The sequence below is a fragment of the Pseudonocardia sp. KRD291 genome, assembly GCF_019263595.1.
Lineage (GTDB): Bacteria > Actinomycetota > Actinomycetes > Mycobacteriales > Pseudonocardiaceae > Pseudonocardia.
Window position 1 is genome coordinate 1 of record NZ_JADQDD010000133.1, and the last position, 16056, is coordinate 16056.

Annotated in this window: 14 protein-coding genes; 8 read left to right on the plus strand and 6 right to left on the minus strand. The window is 74.3% G+C overall.

The genetic code is table 11. From position 1 onward, the window contains the following. Window positions 1-127: 127 nt before the first annotated feature. From I4I78_RS18575 to I4I78_RS18595, 5 genes are all read left to right on the plus strand, one after another. Window positions 128-1423, plus strand: coding sequence for a hydroxyacid-oxoacid transhydrogenase (locus I4I78_RS18575; protein WP_218612623.1), 1296 nt, complete (start codon window positions 128-130; stop codon window positions 1421-1423). A gap of 133 nt (window positions 1424-1556) precedes the next feature. Continuing rightward, window positions 1557-4511, plus strand: a complete 2955-nt coding sequence (locus I4I78_RS18580; protein WP_226379967.1) for an FAD-binding and (Fe-S)-binding domain-containing protein — start codon at window positions 1557-1559, stop codon at window positions 4509-4511. A 23-nt stretch (window positions 4512-4534) separates the two neighbouring features. Further along, the gene (locus I4I78_RS18585; protein WP_308252210.1) at window positions 4535-5356 is read left to right on the plus strand and encodes a patatin-like phospholipase family protein; all 822 of its coding nucleotides are present in this window, start codon (window positions 4535-4537) and stop codon (window positions 5354-5356) included. A gap of 85 nt (window positions 5357-5441) precedes the next feature. Beyond that, on the plus strand, window positions 5442-6263 hold the full coding sequence (locus I4I78_RS18590) for an aldo/keto reductase (RefSeq protein WP_218612625.1): 822 nt from the start codon (window positions 5442-5444) through the stop codon (window positions 6261-6263). 68 nt (window positions 6264-6331) lie between these two features. Next, window positions 6332-6652 carry an adhesin gene (locus I4I78_RS18595; protein ID WP_218612626.1) on the plus strand — a complete coding sequence of 107 codons (321 nt, stop codon included), beginning with the start codon at window positions 6332-6334 and terminating at the stop codon, window positions 6650-6652. 70 nt (window positions 6653-6722) lie between these two features. On the opposite strand, the gene I4I78_RS18600 is transcribed toward I4I78_RS18595, so the two are convergent. The 3 genes from I4I78_RS18600 to I4I78_RS18610 all read right to left on the minus strand — a co-directional run bounded on the left by I4I78_RS18600 (window position 6723) and on the right by I4I78_RS18610 (window position 10385). Then, window positions 6723-8162: an ATP-binding cassette domain-containing protein gene (locus tag I4I78_RS18600; protein WP_218612627.1), complete on the minus strand. Its 1440-nt coding sequence runs from the start codon at window positions 8160-8162 to the stop codon at window positions 6723-6725. Window positions 8163-8208: 46 nt separating this feature from the next. After that, a complete protein-coding gene (locus tag I4I78_RS18605; protein WP_218612628.1) occupies window positions 8209-8949 on the minus strand; it encodes a dienelactone hydrolase family protein in 741 nt (246 codons plus the stop codon). 74 nt (window positions 8950-9023) lie between these two features. Then, window positions 9024-10385, minus strand: coding sequence for an MFS transporter (locus I4I78_RS18610; protein ID WP_218612629.1), 1362 nt, complete (start codon window positions 10383-10385; stop codon window positions 9024-9026). A gap of 103 nt (window positions 10386-10488) precedes the next feature. Between I4I78_RS18610 and I4I78_RS18615 the strand changes: the two genes are divergently transcribed. Beyond that, window positions 10489-11211, plus strand: coding sequence for a PIG-L deacetylase family protein (locus I4I78_RS18615; RefSeq protein ID WP_218612630.1), 723 nt, complete (start codon window positions 10489-10491; stop codon window positions 11209-11211). A gap of 14 nt (window positions 11212-11225) precedes the next feature. Here I4I78_RS18615 and I4I78_RS18620 read toward each other — a convergent pair whose 3' ends face one another. After that, window positions 11226-12110, minus strand: coding sequence for an alkene reductase (locus I4I78_RS18620; protein ID WP_218612631.1), 885 nt, complete (start codon window positions 12108-12110; stop codon window positions 11226-11228). A 153-nt stretch (window positions 12111-12263) separates the two neighbouring features. On the opposite strand from I4I78_RS18620, the gene menD reads away from it, so the two are divergent. Continuing rightward, a complete protein-coding gene (menD, locus tag I4I78_RS18625) occupies window positions 12264-13991 on the plus strand; it encodes a 2-succinyl-5-enolpyruvyl-6-hydroxy-3-cyclohexene-1-carboxylic-acid synthase (RefSeq protein WP_218612632.1) in 1728 nt (575 codons plus the stop codon). A gap of 13 nt (window positions 13992-14004) precedes the next feature. Here the strand turns inward: menD and I4I78_RS18630 are convergent, their stop codons facing one another. Beyond that, entirely contained in the window at window positions 14005-15282 is a 1278-nt protein-coding gene (locus tag I4I78_RS18630; RefSeq protein ID WP_218612633.1) for an isochorismate synthase MenF, read from the minus strand. Between the two features lie 94 nt (window positions 15283-15376). On the opposite strand from I4I78_RS18630, the gene I4I78_RS18635 reads away from it, so the two are divergent. Next, window positions 15377-15856: a DUF3592 domain-containing protein gene (locus tag I4I78_RS18635; protein WP_218612634.1), complete on the plus strand. Its 480-nt coding sequence runs from the start codon at window positions 15377-15379 to the stop codon at window positions 15854-15856. Between the two features lie 10 nt (window positions 15857-15866). Here the strand turns inward: I4I78_RS18635 and I4I78_RS18640 are convergent. Next, a partial coding sequence (locus tag I4I78_RS18640; protein WP_275957984.1) for an inositol monophosphatase family protein occupies window positions 15867-16056 on the minus strand: 190 nt, incomplete at its 5' end.

Below are 16056 nucleotides of genomic sequence, written 5' to 3' on the forward strand. Positions count from 1 at the left end.
TCGCAGGAGCGGACTTCGACCGTTCGCTGGATCAGCACATGCGCGAACCCCGATGTGTCGGACAGACTCGGGGGCAGGTGTTCACCCGTTGCCGTGTCGGACCCATCCCCGGAGGTTCTCCCCAGCCATGACCATCCCCGACGTGAACCTGACCGAAGAGACGATCTTCACCTGGGGTGCCCCGCCCCTGAAGTTCGGAGCCGGGGCGGTCGACGAGATCGGCTTCGAGATGGCCGGGTACGGCGCCAAGCGCGTCCTGATCGTCACCGACCCGGGCATCCACGCGATCGGCGCGCCGGAGCGGATCGCGGACTCGCTGTCGCGCAACGGCGTGAGCTCGGAGATCTTCGACGGCGTGCACGTCGAGCCGACCGACGACTCGATGATCAAGGCGACCGAGTACGCCCGCGCGCAGGGCCCGTGGGACGGGTTCGTCGCGGTCGGCGGCGGGTCGGCGATCGACACCGCCAAGGCGATCAACCTGCTGACCAGCGGGCCGGGCGAGCTGATGGACTACATCAACAAGCCGATCGGCAACGCGAAGGTGCCCGAAGGGCAGCTCAAGCCGCTGATCGCCGTCCCGACGACGGCCGGCACCGGCTCGGAGTCGACCGCGATGTGCGTGCTGGACATCCTGTCGATGAAGGTCAAGACCGGGATCAGCCACTGGCGCCTGCGCCCGACCCTGGCCGTGATCGACCCGCTGCTGACGATGTCGCTGCCGCCGGAGGTCACCGCCGCGTCCGGGATGGACATCGTCTGCCACGCCGTGGAGTCCTACACCGCGCGCTGGTACACCTCGTTCGACCGCAAGAAGCCCGAGGAGCGGGTCACCTACTGCGGCTCGAACCCGGTCTCGGACCTGTGGTGCGAGAAGGCGATGGCGCTGCTGGCCCAGTCGTTCCGGGACGCCGTGCACCGCGGCGCGGACGACCTCGAGGCCCGCTCGAACATGATGATGGCCGCGACGTTCGCCGGGATGGGCTTCGGCAACTCCGGCGTGCACATCCCGCACGCCAACGCCTACCCGATCGCCGGCATGGTCAAGGACTTCCGCCCGGCCGGCTACCCGCAGGACGAGCCGATGGTCCCGCACGGCATGTCGGTCTCCCTCACCGCGCCGGAGGCGTTCCGCTTCTCCTTCGAGTCCGCCCCGGACCGTCACCTCAAGGCGGCCGAGCTGATGGACCCGCGCGCGGACAAGCTCAACGACCAGCGCGAGCAGCTGCCCTCGATCCTGATCTCGCTGATGCGCGACATCGACATCCCGAACGGCATCGGCGGCGTCGGCTACACCGAGGCCGACGTCCCGGACCTGGTGCCCGGCACGATGAAGCAGCAGCGCCTGCTGGCCACCTGCCCCAAGCCCCCGACCGAGGACGACATCGCCGACATCCTCACCAAGTCGATCGAGAACTGGTGACCCCCGTGCGCGGACGTCGCTGCTCCGGCAGCGATGTCCGCGCACGGTGCGTCCGGTGTCACAGGAGGGCGTGACCGGCGTCGGCCCCGGCCGGTGGGTAGCGTCGCACCGGGCGAGAGGAGATCTGTTGAGCCTGGACAGCGCACCCGACACGAGCACCACCGGCGGGATCACCCCCGAGGCGAGCGCGGCGCTCGCGAACGACCTGCGCGCCGCGATCGGAGGCGCCGTCCGGTTCGACGCCGGCAGCCGCGCCATGTGGTCGGCCGACGCCTCGAACTACCGCGGCGTCCCGATCGGGGTCGTCTCCCCCCGCGACGCGGCCGACGTCGAGGCCGCGATGGCGGTGTGCCGCCGCCACGACGTGCCGGTGCTGCCGCTGGGGTCGCGCACCTCGATCGCCGGGCAGTCGGTGAACGTCGCGGTCGCGCTGGACCTGCGCACGCACATGGACCAGATCATCGAGGTCGATCCGGAGAGCAAGTCGGCGCGGGTGCAGCCCGGCGTGGTCTGCGACGCGGTCCGCGACGCCGGCAAGCCGCACGGCCTGACGTTCGGCCCGGACCCGTCCACGCACAACCGCTGCTCGATCGGCGGGATGATCGGCAACAACGCCTGCGGTTCGCACTCGGTGGCGTGGGGCAAGACCGTCGACAACGTCCGGTCCCTCGACGTCCTGACCTACCGCGGCGAGCGGCTCACCGTCGGCCCGGACACGCCGCCCGGCGGCCGGATCCCGGACGCGCTGCGCGCCCTGGGCGAGCGCCTGGGCGACGACATCCGCGGCTACCCGGACCTGACCCGCCGGGTGTCGGGCTACAACCTCGACCAGCTGCTGCCCGAGGCCGGCTGGAACCTGGCCAAGGCCCTGGTCGGCACCGAGGGCACCTGCGCCACGATCCTCGAGGCCACCGTCGACCTGGTCGACTCCCCGCCCGCCCGCGCGCTGGCCGTGCTCGGGTTCCCGGACGCCTACACCGCCGCCGACCACGTGATGGTCGTGCGCGAGCAGCGGGGTCCGAACGGCCAGGGCCCGCTGACGATCGAGGGCATGGACGCCGGCCTGATCGCCGCCCTGCGCGCCCAGCGGCCCACCGAGACCACGAGCCGGATGCTGCCCGAGGGCAGGGGCTGGCTCTACGTCGAGGTCGGGGGCGAGACCCGGGACGAGGCGGAAGCCGCCGCGGAGACCGTCGCCGCCGCGATGAAGCCGTACACGGTCTCGCACCTGGTGGTGTCCGAACCGGCGCAGATGGCACAGCTGTGGCGGATCCGGGAGGAGGGCGCCGGTGTCGTCACCCGATCCCCGGACGGCGGCGAGGCGTGGCCGGGCTGGGAGGACTCCGCGGTCCCGCCGGAGCGCTTCGGCGCCTACCTGCGCGAGTTCGACAAGGTGCTCGAGCGCAACGGGCGCCGGGGCGTCTACTACGGGCACTTCGGCGACGGCTGCCTGCACGTCCGGATCGACTTCGACCTGCTCACGAAGCCGGGGATCGCGAACTTCCGGCAGTTCATGACCGACGCCGCGGACCTGGTCGTCGCGCACGGCGGGTCGCTGTCCGGCGAGCACGGCGACGGCCAGGCCCGCGCCGAGCTGCTGCCGAAGATGTACCCGCCGGAGATCATCGCCGGGTTCTCCGACTTCAAGGCCATCTGGGACCCGGACGAGAAGATGAACCCGGGCCGCGTCGTGCGCCCGGCGACGATGGACGAGAACCTGCGCGTGTTCGTCGGGATGCCGACGATGACCGACTCCCCGATGCTCGCCTTCGCCGACGACCGCGGCAGCTTCACCCGCGCCACCCGCCGCTGCCTGGGCGTGGGCAAGTGCGCGATCGAGGGCAGCGGGGTGATGTGCCCGAGCTTCAACGTCACCAAGGAGGAGAAGCACTCCACCCGCGGGCGCGCCCGGCTGCTGTTCGAGATGGCCAACGGCGAGATCATCAAAGACGGCTGGCAGTCCGACGAGGTCGCCGAGTCGCTCGACCTGTGCCTGTCCTGCAAGGGCTGCAAGTCCGACTGCCCGGTCGGGGTCGACATGGCCTCCTACAAGACCGAGTTCCTGGCCCAGCGGTTCAAGGGGAAGATCCGACCGGTCACGCACTACTCGATGGGCGCGCTGCCGCTGTGGCTGTGGATGGTCGGCGCGCTGCCGGCCAGGGTCGTCGACGGGCTGAACTCCCTCGCCCGGCGGCCGAAGCTCTCGGCGCTGGTCAAGAAGCTCGGCGGGATCACCCCGGAGCGGGCGATCCCGGAGATCGCGCGGGAGACGTTCACCGCCCGCGCCGGTGCCCGCGGGTACGCCGAGGGCACGGTCGTGCCGGACCTGGGCATCGCGCCGGGCAGCCGCGGCCGGGTGCTGCTGTGGACCGACACGTTCACCGAGCACTTCGACCCGGTGATCGCCGACGACGCCGTCGCCACCCTGACCGCGCTCGGCTACACCGTCGAGCTGCCCCCGCGCGCCGTGTGCTGCGGTCTGACCTGGACCTCCACCGGGCAGATCGGCGCGGCCCGCCGCGTTCTCGGCCGCAGCCTGCGCACGATCGAGCCGTGGCTCTCCGCCGGCGTCCCGGTCGTCGGGCTGGAGCCGTCCTGCACGGCGGCCCTGCGCTCGGACGCCCACGAGCTGCTCCCCGACGACCCGCTGGTCGGACGGCTCAAGACCGGAGTACGGACGTTCGCGGAGCTGCTCTCCGGGCACGCCGAGGAGCTGGCCGCCGCGGCCGGGCGCAGCACCGCGGCGGAGCAGGAGGTGCTGGTCCAGGTGCACTGCCACCAGCACGCCGAGCTCGGCACCGAGGCCGACCGCGGGGTGCTGGACTCGCTCGGGGTGACGTCGACGGTGCTCGACTCCGGGTGCTGCGGCCTGGCCGGCAACTTCGGCTTCGAGGACGGGCACTACGACGTCTCGATGGCGTGTGCCGAGCGGGTCCTGCTGCCGGCCGTGCGCGCGGCGCAGCCGTCGGTGGACCTGCTGGCCGACGGCTTCTCCTGCCGCACCCAGGTCCGCCAGGCCGGGGAACGCGAGCCGGTGCACCTGGCGCAGCTCGCCGCCCGGGTGCTGCGCGGGGCCGGCCGGCCGTGACCGGTCGTGGCGAACGTGCGCTGGTGCTCGGCGGAGGTGGGCTGGCCGGCATCGCGTGGCTCTACGGCCTGCTGACCGGCCTCGCCGAGACCGGCGTCGACCTCCGCCGTGCGGACCTGGTCGTCGGGACGTCCGCCGGGTCGTCGGTCGGGGCGAACGTGGCCTGCGGGCGCGACCTCGAGGAGCTCTACGCGACGCAGCTGGCCACCGGCACCGGCGAGGTCGCCGCGTCCGCCGGGGGCGCACTCGCCTGGAGGATGGCCCGCGCCGCCCTGCTCGGCCCGCGCGGGGCGCAGCAGGTCCGGGCCCGGATCGGGCGGATGGCGCTGCGGGCCGACACGGTGCCCGAGCAGGAGCGGCTCGACATCATGGCCTCCCGGCTCGGCGGCGCCGACTGGCCGGCCGCGCCGGACCTGCAGGTCACCGCCGTCGACGCGCACACCGGCGCGTTCCGCACGTTCGGCCGCGACTCCGGCGTGACGCTGACCGAGGCCGTCGCGGCGAGCTGCGCGGTGCCCGGGGTGTGGCCTCCGGTGACCGCGCTCGGCACTCGGTGGATCGACGGTGGCGTCCGCTCGATGGCGAACGCGGACCTCGCGGCGGGGTACGACCGGGTGGTCGTGCTGGCGCCGCTGACATCCGGGTTCGGCGCCATGGCCCGGCCCGTGACACAGGTCGAGGCGCTCGCCGCGTCGTCGGCGGCGGTGCTCGTCACCCCCGACGCCGCCGCGCGCAAGGCGTTCGGCCGCAACGTCCTCGACCCCGCCGGGCGCCCGCCGTCGGCCCGCGCCGGGCGGACGCAGGCGGCGGCGGTCGCCGACGGGGTCCGCGCCGTGTGGGGCTGAGCGGGGCCGTATTCCCGAGATGGACGCCGCGTTCCCGACGTCACGACCGTGCATGGCGACCGCACGGCCCGGGTATTCGCCGGTTATGGTTCCCACGATCAAGCTGAACGACGGTGTGGCGATCCCGCAGCTCGGGTTCGGTGTCTTCCAGATCGAGCCCGGCCAGACCGCGGACAAGGTGAAGGCGGCCCTGGACACCGGGTACCGGCACATCGACACCGCGCAGATGTACGGGAACGAGGAGGGCGTCGGAAAGGCGATCTCCGACTCCGGCATCGCCCGCGACGAACTGTTCGTCACCACCAAGCTGAACAACGACGGCCACGGTCGCGAGGAGGCCGTCACGAGGCTCGACAAGAGCCTGGACAGGCTGGGTCTCGACCACGTCGACCTCTACCTGATCCACTGGCCGCAGCCGAAGCAGGACCGCTACGTCGAGACCTGGCAGGGCTTCGAGGACGCGAAGAAGGTCGGCAAGGTCCGGTCGATCGGCGTCTCGAACTTCCACCCGGAGCACCTGGACCGTCTCGCGGCCGAGACCTCGACGGTGCCCTCGGTCAACCAGATCGAGCTGCACCCGCGCCTGATCCAGGCCGCGCTGCGCGAGTACAACGCCAACCACGGCATCGCGACCGAGGCGTGGAGCCCGATCGGTCAGGGCAAGGGGCTGCTCGAGGAGGACACCCTCGCGACGATCGCGGAGCGGACGGGCAAGTCCCCGGCCCAGGTCGTGCTGCGCTGGCACATCCAGCACGGCAACATCGTTTTCCCGAAGTCGAACACCCTCTCGCGCGTGCAGGAGAACTTCGACATCTTCGACTTCGAGCTCACCGGCGACGACATCGCCTCGATCGACCGGATGAACGCCGACCAGCGCATCGGGGCGGACCCGAACGACATGGGCTGAGCACTGCTGCGCCGAACGGACGCGCCCCGGGCTGCATCGGCCCGGGGTGTTTCCGTACGGTGGGGCCGATGCTGGCAATCACGGAGAATGCAGCCGAAGCCATCAAGTCGCTGAGCACCGACGCGGAGCTGCCGGACGACGGCGGCCTGCGGATCACCGCTCCGCAGCCCGAGGAGGGCCTGGAGCTCGCGCTCGCGCAGTCCGCCGACGAACAGGACACGGTCCTGCGCGGGGAGGGTGTCGCGGTGTTCCTCGAACCCGGCGCCGCCCAGATCCTCGACGACAAGGTGCTCGACGTGCAGGCCGTCCCCGGTGAGGACGGCGAGGACGAGCTGAGGTTCGCCATCGTGTCCCAGGAGGACGCGGTCGAGCCGGACGCCAAGGCCTGAGCAACCCCCCGTACGCGACGCGGCGGGCCGGCCGAGCCTTCTGTGAAGATGTTCGTTCCGCGAACTTCTCTCAGAGCTCGGTCAGCCCGCCGCGTTCGACGTTCCAGCGCCGGGTGGCCCGGACCGTGTCCAGCATCCGGCGGTCGTGGGTGACCAGCAGGACGGTCCCGGCGAAGGACTCCACCGCCTGCTCCAGCTGCTCGATCGCGGGCAGGTCGAGGTGGTTCGTCGGCTCGTCGAGCACCAGCAGGTTCACCTCGCGGGCCTGCAGCAGCGCCAGCGCCGCGCGGGTCCGCTCACCGGGCGAGAGCGACGCGGCCGGGCGCAGCACCTGCTCGCGGGTCAGCGCGAACTTCGCCAGCAGCGTGCGGACCTCGGACTCCGGCCAGTCCGGCACCTCGGTGCCGAACGAGCGCAGCAGCGTCTGCGGACCGAGGAACGCCCCGCGGGCCTGGTCGATCTCCCCGACCCGCACCCCGGCGCCGAGACCGGCCGACCCGGACTCGGTCGGGATCCGCCCCAGCAGCGCTCCGAGCAGCGTCGACTTGCCCGACCCGTTCGCGCCGGTGATCACGACCCGGTCCGCCCAGTCGACCTGCGCCGTCACCGGCCCGAGCACGAACCCGCCGCGGCGCACGAGCGCGGCGTCGGCGCGCGCGGCGACCGCGCCGGACCGGGGGGCGGACGCGATCGTCATCTGCAGCTCCCACTCCTTGCGGGGCTCCTCGACGACGTCGAGGCGTTCGATCGCCTTCTCCGTCTGACGGGCCTTCGAGGCCTGCTTCTCGCTGGTCTCCTTGCGCATCGCCCGGATGTTCTTGTCCGGCTCGGAGCCGGCCTTGCGCCGGACGTTGCGGACGCCCTGGGCCATCCAGTTGCGCTGCATGACGGCGCGCTCCTTGAGGCCGCCGAGCTTGTCGGAGTACTCCTCGTAGGCCTCGCGGGCGTGCCGCCGGGCGACCTCGCGCAGCAGCAGGTCGTAGCGCGAGAGCAGCAGCGCGGCCAGCCCGGCGCGGGCGGCCTGCCCGCCGGACAGGCCGGTCATCTCCGCCTCCGGAGAGACGCCGAGGCCCAGGTCGGCGAGCAGCTCGGCGGCCCGCTCGTCGAGGTCGGCGCCGCCGAGGGCGAGCCAGCGGTCCAGGGCGGCGGCGTAGGCGTCGTCGGCGCCGGGGCGGGAGTCGGCGAGGTCCTGCGCGGTCGCGTCCATCGCGACGAGGGCGTCGGCGACGCCGGTGCGCCGGGCCAGGAACGCGGCCAGCGTCTCGCCCGGTCGCCGTTCCGGCTCCTGGGGCAGGTGCCCGACCGTCGCGTCGGGCGGGGCGAGGGTGATCGTGCCCTCGTCCGGGGGCTGCTCGCCGGCCAGCAGCCGCAGCAGCGTGGACTTGCCGGCGCCGTTCGCGCCGACCAGCCCGATCACGTCACCGGGTGCGACGACCAGGTCCAGGTCGGAGAACAGGGTTCGTGCGCCGTGGCCGGCGGACAGGCCGGTGGCGTGCAGGGTCGCGCTCATCAGGCCCCGGACGCTACCGGCCGCCGTCGGCGTGCGTGCGTGGGCGCTATCCGACCAGGGCGGCGCCGTAGAGGCGCTGCAGGGCGTCCCAGTGCCGCTGCTCGGCCTCGTCGTCGTGGGTGGGGTTGTCCGGCACCGAGAAGCCGTGCGCCGCCGGGTAGGTCTCCAGCGTGTAGGTCAGGCCGGCCGCGGAGAACGCCTGGTCCAGGCGCTCGTACTGCTCGGGCGGGAAGTACTCGTCGTTCTCGGCGGCCGCGACGTAGACGGTGGCGCGGATCCGGTCGGCCAGGCGGTGCGGGCTGTCCTGCGCCTCGGTGGCCAGGCTCCCGCCATGGAACGACGCGGCCGCGGCGACGCGCTCGGGCTGGGTGCCTGCGGTGCGCAGCGACAGGGCGCCGCCCATGCAGTAGCCGGTGGTGCCGACCGCGGTGCCGCTGACCTCCGGGCGTGCGAGCAGTGCCGTCACGTAGGCCTCGGCGTCGACGGCGACCATCTCGCTGGTCATGCCGCCGACCATCTCCATCAGCCGCGCCCGCTCCTCCGGGTCGGAGAACGCCGTGGCGAAGTCGAACGGCGCCCAGTCTCCGTGGCGGTAGTAGACGTCCGGGAGCAGCACCGCGTAGCCGAGGACGGCCAGGTGGGCGGCCATGTCGTGCATGGCCGGGCGGACCCCGCCCCCGTCGGCGTAGAGGATCACGCCCGGCCAGGGGCCGTCGCCGTCGGGCGTGTGCAGCGTCGCCGGGGCGTCGCCGTCGGGGGTCCTGATCGTCAGGTCGGTGCGTGGCACAGCGGCTCCCACGGTCGTCGAGTGATCGCAGGGCCTGTTCTACGCCCTCGGGCCGCCATGCACCCGGCGGGGTGCTACCGCGCGGGGGGCAGCGCGTCGTCGGCGTCGAGGCGGCGGGTGCGGGTCTCCGAGTACAGCGCCACCGCGACGATCGTGATGACCGAGCAGGCCGCGACGTAGATCGCGATCGCGTAGCCGTTGCCGTAGACCGCGAGCAGCGACGCGGCGACCAGCGGGGCGAGCCCGCCGGCCAGCACCGAGGCGAGCTGGTAGCCGATCGAGACGCCCGAGTACCGCACCTTCGTGCCGAACAGCTCGGACAGGAACGCCGCCTGCGGCCCGTACATCGCGCCGTGGAACAGCAGCCCGACCACGACGGCGATCGAGACCAGCGCGAAGTTCTGCGTGTCGAGCAGCGCGAAGAACGCGAACGCCCACGCCCCGACCCCGGCTGCGCCGAACAGGTACACCGGCCGTCGCCCGATCCGGTCCGACAACGCGCCCCAGACCGGGATCGTCACGATGTGCACCGCGGCCCCGATCAGCACCGCGCCCAGCACGAACGACGACGGCAGGCCGAAGCGCTCCTTCATGTAGGTGGCCACGACGATGGTGAAGATGTAGTAGGCGACGTTCTCGGCGAACCGGGCGCCCATCGCGGTCAGCACCTCGCGCGGGTAGAGGCGCAGCACATCCAGGATCGGCATCACGTCGGCCTTGCCGGCCGCGGTCCGCTCGGCGGCGCGGGCCTGGGCGTCGCGGAACACCGGCGACTCCTCGACCGACAGGCGCACGTAGAGCCCGATCAGCACCAGCACCGCGGAGAGCAGGAACGGGATCCGCCAGCCCCAGGACTCGAAGGCCTCCGGGCTCTGCACGACCGCCATCAGCGCCAGCAGGCCGTTCGCGAGCAGCTGCCCTGCCGGGGCGCCGGCCTGCGGCCAGCTCGCCCAGAACCCGCGACGGGCCGGGTCCCCGTGCTCGGAGACGATCAGCACCGCCCCGCCCCACTCGCCGCCGAGCGCGAAGCCCTGCACCAGCCGCAGCAACACCAGCAGCAGCGGGGCCGCGATCCCGATCGTCGCGTAGCCCGGGAGAAGGCCGATCAGGAACGTCGACACGCCCATCATCAGCAGGCTCAGGACCAGCAGCTTCTTGCGGCCGATCTTGTCGCCGTAGTGGCCGAACACGAGACCGCCGATCGGGCGGGCGACGAACCCGATCGCGAACGTGCCCAGCGCCAGCAGGGTGCCCGCCGTCGGGTCCGCGGCCGGGAAGAACACGGCCGGGAACACGACCGCCGCCGCGACGCCGTAGAGGAAGAAGTCGTACCACTCGACGGTGGTGCCCAGCATGGACGCGGACACGATCTTCACGATCGACGACCGGGCCGGTGGCGCGGTGGACGGGCTGCTACCGCCCCGGACCTCGGACATGACGGCTCCTTTGCCGGACGGATGTGGCCGATGGTCACGCTACGTCTCCGAAGTCCGGAATTCACGGTTCCGTGTGGACACGATCCGGCGGCAGGATCGGGAGATGGACGACGCGCCGTACGTTGCACTCCCCGAGGACGCCGATCGCCTGCTGGTCGTCGTCGCCCATCCGGACGACATCGAGTACGGCGGGTCGGGGGCCGTCGCGCGCTGGACGGCACAGGGCCGCGAGGTCGTCTACCTGCTCGTCACCCGCGGCGAGGCCGGTATCGACACGCTGGCGCCTGCGGAGTGCGGCCCGGTGCGCGAGGCCGAGCAGCGCGCCGCGGCGGCGGCCGTCGGCGTGGACGTCGTCGAGTTCCTCGACCACCCGGACGGGCTGATCGAGTACTCGACCGCACTGCGCCGCGACATCGCCGCCGCCATCCGGCGGCACCGCCCGGAGCTGCTGGTGATCGGCAACCACCGCGAGACCTGGCCCGGCGGCGGGCTGAACACGCCCGACCACGTGCACTCCGGACGGGCCGCGATCGACGCCGCCCGCGACGCCGGCAACCGCTGGGTGTTCCCCGGCGAGGGCGGCGCCCCGTGGGGCGGAGTGCGTGCGGTCGCGGTGGCGGCGTCGCCGTACGCGGGGCACGCGGTCGACATCGGGGACACGTTCGACCGCGCGGTCGCGTCCCTGGCCGAGCACCGCGCCTACCTGGGCGCCCTCGGCGGGGAGATGGCCGACCCGGACACGGTCCTGCGCGCGATGGCCGAGCAGGCCGGGACGAGGCTGCCCGGCGCGCGGCTGGCCACCCCGTTCGAGCTGATCGAGCTCTGAGCCGATCCCGCGGTTCAGCGCAGCCGGGTCGTCGGACCGGTGCCGACCGTGACCGCGTCGGCCCTGCCGTCCTCGACCAGGTCGGCCAGGGTGTCGTCGTCGGACCCGACCCCGGTGTCGAGCACGAACGTGGTCGGCCACATCCCGCGCAGCTTGTCGACGATCGGGTCGTCGGCCGCGGCGGCCACGTGCAGGTAGGCCAGGTCCAGCTCGGCCAGGGCGCCGACGAGCACCTCGTAGACCGACAGGTCGTCCTCGGTGACGCCGTCGAGCTGTTGCCCCGGGGAGATCCGGACCCCGACGTGGTCGGCGCCGATCGCGTCGACGCACGCCGCCGCGACCTCGAGGGTGAACCGCGCCCGGTTCTCCGGGGACCCGCCGTAGGCGTCGGTCCGGGGGTCGACGCCGTCGGCCTGGAACCGGTGCGGCAGGTGGCCGTCGCCGGCCTGCAGCTCGACGCCGTCGACGCCGGCGTCCACGGCCAGCTCGGCCGCGTGGGCGAACTCGGCCACGATGCCGGGCAGCTCGTCGGTCTCCGGGGCGCGCGGCGGGGTCCGGTCGTCCGTCGTGCCTGCGTGCGTCAGCTGGACGACGATCTTCCCGCGCTCGGCGTGCACGGCGTCGGCGACGCGCTCCCACCCGGCCTGCTGCCGCGCGGTCCGCAATGCCGGGGCGTTCGGGCCACCCCGGCCGCCGGCGCCGGCCCAGGTGCCCTCGCTCACGATCAGGCCGGCACCGGCTCGCTCGGCGTAGGACCGCGCCTGCCGCGCGTTCGGGGTGCCGTCGGCGTCGGCCCGGTTGACGGTCGGCGTCGACGTCCAGACGCGGTTCGGCAGCACCCAGCCGCCGACGAGGGCCGGGCGCAGCAGGGGGCTGTCGGGGGAGAGCGTGGTGCTCACGGTGGGGCTGGTCCTTCCGGATCGAGCAGGTCGTGCGCTGTCTATGAATGTTCAACGGTCCGGGGCAGGTCGTCCCATCCCGCTCGGGACTTGGCCCTCGTCACGTTCGACCGGTCCCCTGCGTGCCCGCCGGGGCGGCTTAGGCTCGGCGGAATGAACCCGTCCACCACCCAGGCCCGGGTGATCGTCGACGAGCTCGCCCGGTGCGGCGTGACCGACGCGGTGCTGTGCCCGGGCTCGCGCAACGCCCCGATGTCGTTCGCGCTGCGCGACGCGGACGCGGCCGGGCGGATCCGGCTGCACGTGCGCACCGACGAGCGCACCGCCGGGTTCCTGGCGCTGGGGATGGCGGTGACCTCGGGCCGCCCGGTGCCGGTGGTCGTCACGTCCGGGACGGCGGTGGCGAACCTGCACCCGGCCGTGCTCGAGGCCTTCCACGCCGGGGTGCCGGTGCTCGCGCTGACCGCGGACCGGCCGCCGGAGCTGCTCGGCACCGGCGCCAGCCAGACGATCGACCAGGCGCGGATCTTCTCCACCGCGGTGCGGTGGGCCGGCAGCACGGCCGTGGCCACCGACGCCCCCGGGGCGCCCGCGCGCTGGCGGTCGACGGTCGCGCGGGCCGTCGCCGCCGCGACCGGGTCGCCGGGGACGCCCCCGGGGCCGGTTCAGCTGAACCTCCCGTTCGCCGAGCCGCTCGTCCCGGACGACGCGGGCGGTCACCGGGCCGACGCCCCCGGCGGACGCCCGGACGGGCTCCCCTTCACCGACGTGTCCCCGGTGCACCGCGCGGCCCCGCCGCTGCCGCTGGACCCGCGCGCCCGGACGCTGGTGGTCGCCGGGTCCGGCGGGCCCGACCTCGACCCGGTTCTGCTCGCGGGCGCGCCGGTCGTCGCCGAGCCGTCCTCGCCGCTGTGGCGCCACGCCACCCGGACCGCACCCTGGCTGCTCGACCGCCCGCAGCTGCGCCCGGACCAGGTCGTGGTGGTGGGCCGGCCGACGCTGCACCGCGGGGTCTCCGCGCTGCTCGCCGACCCGGACGTCGCCGTGTACGCCGCGGCCGGGCCGCACGGCGAGCCGTGGACCGACGTGGCAGGCGCCGTGCGCGCGGTCGGCGCGGTGCCGCCGCTGCGCCCGCCGCCGGAGTTCCGCGACGCCTGGCGCGCCGCCGACGACGCCGCGTCGGCCGCGCTGGACGCCGCGCTGGACGCCGCCCTGGACGCCGCCCCGTACGCCGCTCCGTGCGCCGGGGACGGCCCGATCCCGGCGGGTGGCGGCGCGCCCGGCCTGCGCCTGGCCCGCGACCTGGTGGCCGGGCAGCCCGACGGCGCGCAGCTGGTCCTCGGCTCGTCCAACCCGGTGCGCGACGTCGCGCTCGCCGCCGCGCCGCGGTCCGGGCTCGCGGTGCGCGCCAACCGCGGCGTCGCCGGCATCGACGGCACCGTGTCCACCGCCGTCGGGGCCGCGCTGGCGCACGACGGCCCGACCGTGGCGCTGCTCGGCGACCTGACGCTGCTGCACGACACGACCGGGCTCTACCTGGGCCCCCACGAGCCGCGCCCGGACCTGACGCTGGTCGTGCTCAACGACGACGGCGGCGGCATCTTCCACCTGCTCGAACAGGGCGGGGCGACGCACTCCGACTCGTTCGAGCGGGTGTTCGGCACGCCCACCGGGGTGGACCTGGCCGCGCTGGCCGCGGCCGCCGGGATCGCCCACGCGCGGTTCACCGGCGACCCCGCCGAGCTGCGCGCGCGTCCGGGCGGGGGCCTGCGGATCGTCGAGGTGCGGGCCGGGCGCGACGGGCTCCGGGAGACCCACGCATCGCTGCGCGCCGCCGTCGTCGGTGCCGCGGACGACGTGGGGGAGCGGGCGACGAGCTAGCCCTGCCGCGCTACTAGCCCTGCAGCGCCTCGCGGACCGCGCGCATCTTCGCCGCGGCCTCGCGGACCTCGACGTCGGGGTCGGAGTCCGCGACGATCCCGCAGCCGGCGTACAGCCGCGCGGTGGCGCCGTCGAGCTCGGCGCAGCGCAGCGCGATGCCCAGCTCACCGCCGCCGTGGGTGTCGAGGTAGCCGACCGGGCCGGCGTAGCGGCCCCGGTCCATCCCCTCGATCTCGGAGATCAGCGCGGTGGCCGCGTCGGTCGGGGTGCCCCCGACGGCGGCGGTCGGGTGCACCGCGCCGAGCAGCTCCAGCAACGACACCGGACGCGCCGGGTCGAGGTGCCCGCGCACGTCGCTGGCCAGGTGCGAGACGTTCGGCAGGGTCAGCACCCGCGGCGCCGGGGGCACATCCAGGTCGTGCACGAGCGGGCGCAGCGACGCGGCCAGCGAGTCCACCGCGTAGGCGTGCTCGCGACGGTCCTTGCCCGAGCCGAACAGCGCGCCGCCCAGGTCCTCGGCGCCCGGCGCGGTCGACGGGGCCTGGCCCCGCCGCTCGCCCGGCCAGATCGTGCCCGCCAGCACCCGCGACTCGACGAGGCCGTCGTGCAGGCGCAGCAGCAGCTCCGGGGTGGCGCCGACGAGCCCGTCGACGGCGTAGCTCCAGCACGTCGGGTAGCCGCGGGAGAGCCCGTGCAGCAGGAACCGCGGGTCCAGCGGTGTCTCGGCGCGGGCGACGACGTCGTGCGCCAGGACCGCCTTGCCGAGCTCGCCGGCCCGCATCCGCCGCGCGGCCTCGGCCACCACGGTGCGGTAGCGGCTGGGTGAGACCCGGCCGTCGGAGTAGCGCAGCCGGCCGCCGGGGCGCACCGGCGACACCGCGGGCAGCGCGCTCGGTGCCGGCTCGGGCCCGCCGGCCGGGACGATCTCGGTCATCCAGGCGCGCGAGCCGCGGCGCCCGACGACGACCCGGGGCACGACCAGGACGGACCCGGGGGACTCGTCGGCGAAGGTGAAGCTGGCGAACGCGACCGCCCCGGTGCCCGGCAGCTCGACGTCGTCGCGGACGTCGAGGCCGGCGCAGAACTCCTGCCACCATCGGTCGGCGTCGGCGAAGCGGTCCGGCCCGGATCCGGTGAACCGGGCGGCCTCGCCCCAGCCGACGATGCCCTCGCCCCCGCGTACCCAGCTGAGCACCCCGGAGTCCGCGGGCAGCACGTCGAGCAACGGGCCGGTCAGCCGGATCGGCCGGGTCCGGACCCGCAGCACGGTGGTGGCCGGTGCGGCAGTCACGCCTTCGAGAGTAGGCAACGAGGGCCGCCGGTGTGCGGGTGGCGGTGGGAGGCACCGGCCACACCCGTTCGCGACGGCCCTAGGATCGGGTGCCGTGACGAGTCCTGCCGGTGACCTCCTGGCCGAGAGCCGGGCCACCGTGGCCCGCCTGCTCCACGCCGCCCGCCGGCGCGTCCCGGAGATCCTGATCGGCCTCGGCGTCGTGCTCACGGTGCTCGCCGTGCTGGCTCTGGCCGGGGCGTTCGTCGACGACGTGCGGATCGCCTCGAACCGCGCCACCACCGCCGCGAGCGTGCTCGACGGGTCCACGTACTGGCGGACCGTCGTCCAGTTCGTCGACGACAAGGGCGGCCTGCGCACCCCGGCGGTGTTCTACCCGAGCGGTCTCGGCGCCGGGCAGAGCATCTACGTGGAGTACGACACGACGAACCCGCTGCGGGTCCGGGTGGCCGGGCGCAGCGCCGTCGACGGGATCGTGCCGATGGGCGGCGGGCTGGTCGTGCTGTGGCTGGTCCTGGCCCCGCCGATCGTGTGGCTGCGGCGCCGCCGCGACGCCGCGGGGCGCACGGCCTGAGGGCCGGCTCTCAGGGCCCCCACCAGAGCCGCAGCACCTCGTCGCAGGCCTGCGGGTGCACGACCAGCAGACCGCCGGCGGGCATCGGGTCCGGCCGCCCGGACCGGTCCACCACGACGGCGCCGGCCTCGCGGGCCAGGCACAGCGCCCCGGCGACGTCCCACTCGTGGTAGCGCTCGAGGACCGCGGCCACCGCGTGC

Coding starts and splice junctions, on each gene's coding strand:
- I4I78_RS18615 (WP_218612630.1), top strand. CDS start 10,489: ATGGACGACGCGCCGTACGTTGCACTCCCCGAGGACGCCGATCGCCTG.
- menD (WP_218612632.1), top strand. CDS start 12,264: ATGAACCCGTCCACCACCCAGGCCCGGGTGATCGTCGACGAGCTCGCC.
- I4I78_RS18595 (WP_218612626.1), top strand. CDS start 6,332: ATGCTGGCAATCACGGAGAATGCAGCCGAAGCCATCAAGTCGCTGAGC.
- I4I78_RS18600 (WP_218612627.1), bottom strand. CDS start 8,162: ATGAGCGCGACCCTGCACGCCACCGGCCTGTCCGCCGGCCACGGCGCA.
- I4I78_RS18575 (WP_218612623.1), top strand. CDS start 128: ATGACCATCCCCGACGTGAACCTGACCGAAGAGACGATCTTCACCTGG.
- I4I78_RS18590 (WP_218612625.1), top strand. CDS start 5,442: ATGGTTCCCACGATCAAGCTGAACGACGGTGTGGCGATCCCGCAGCTC.
- I4I78_RS18610 (WP_218612629.1), bottom strand. CDS start 10,385: ATGTCCGAGGTCCGGGGCGGTAGCAGCCCGTCCACCGCGCCACCGGCC.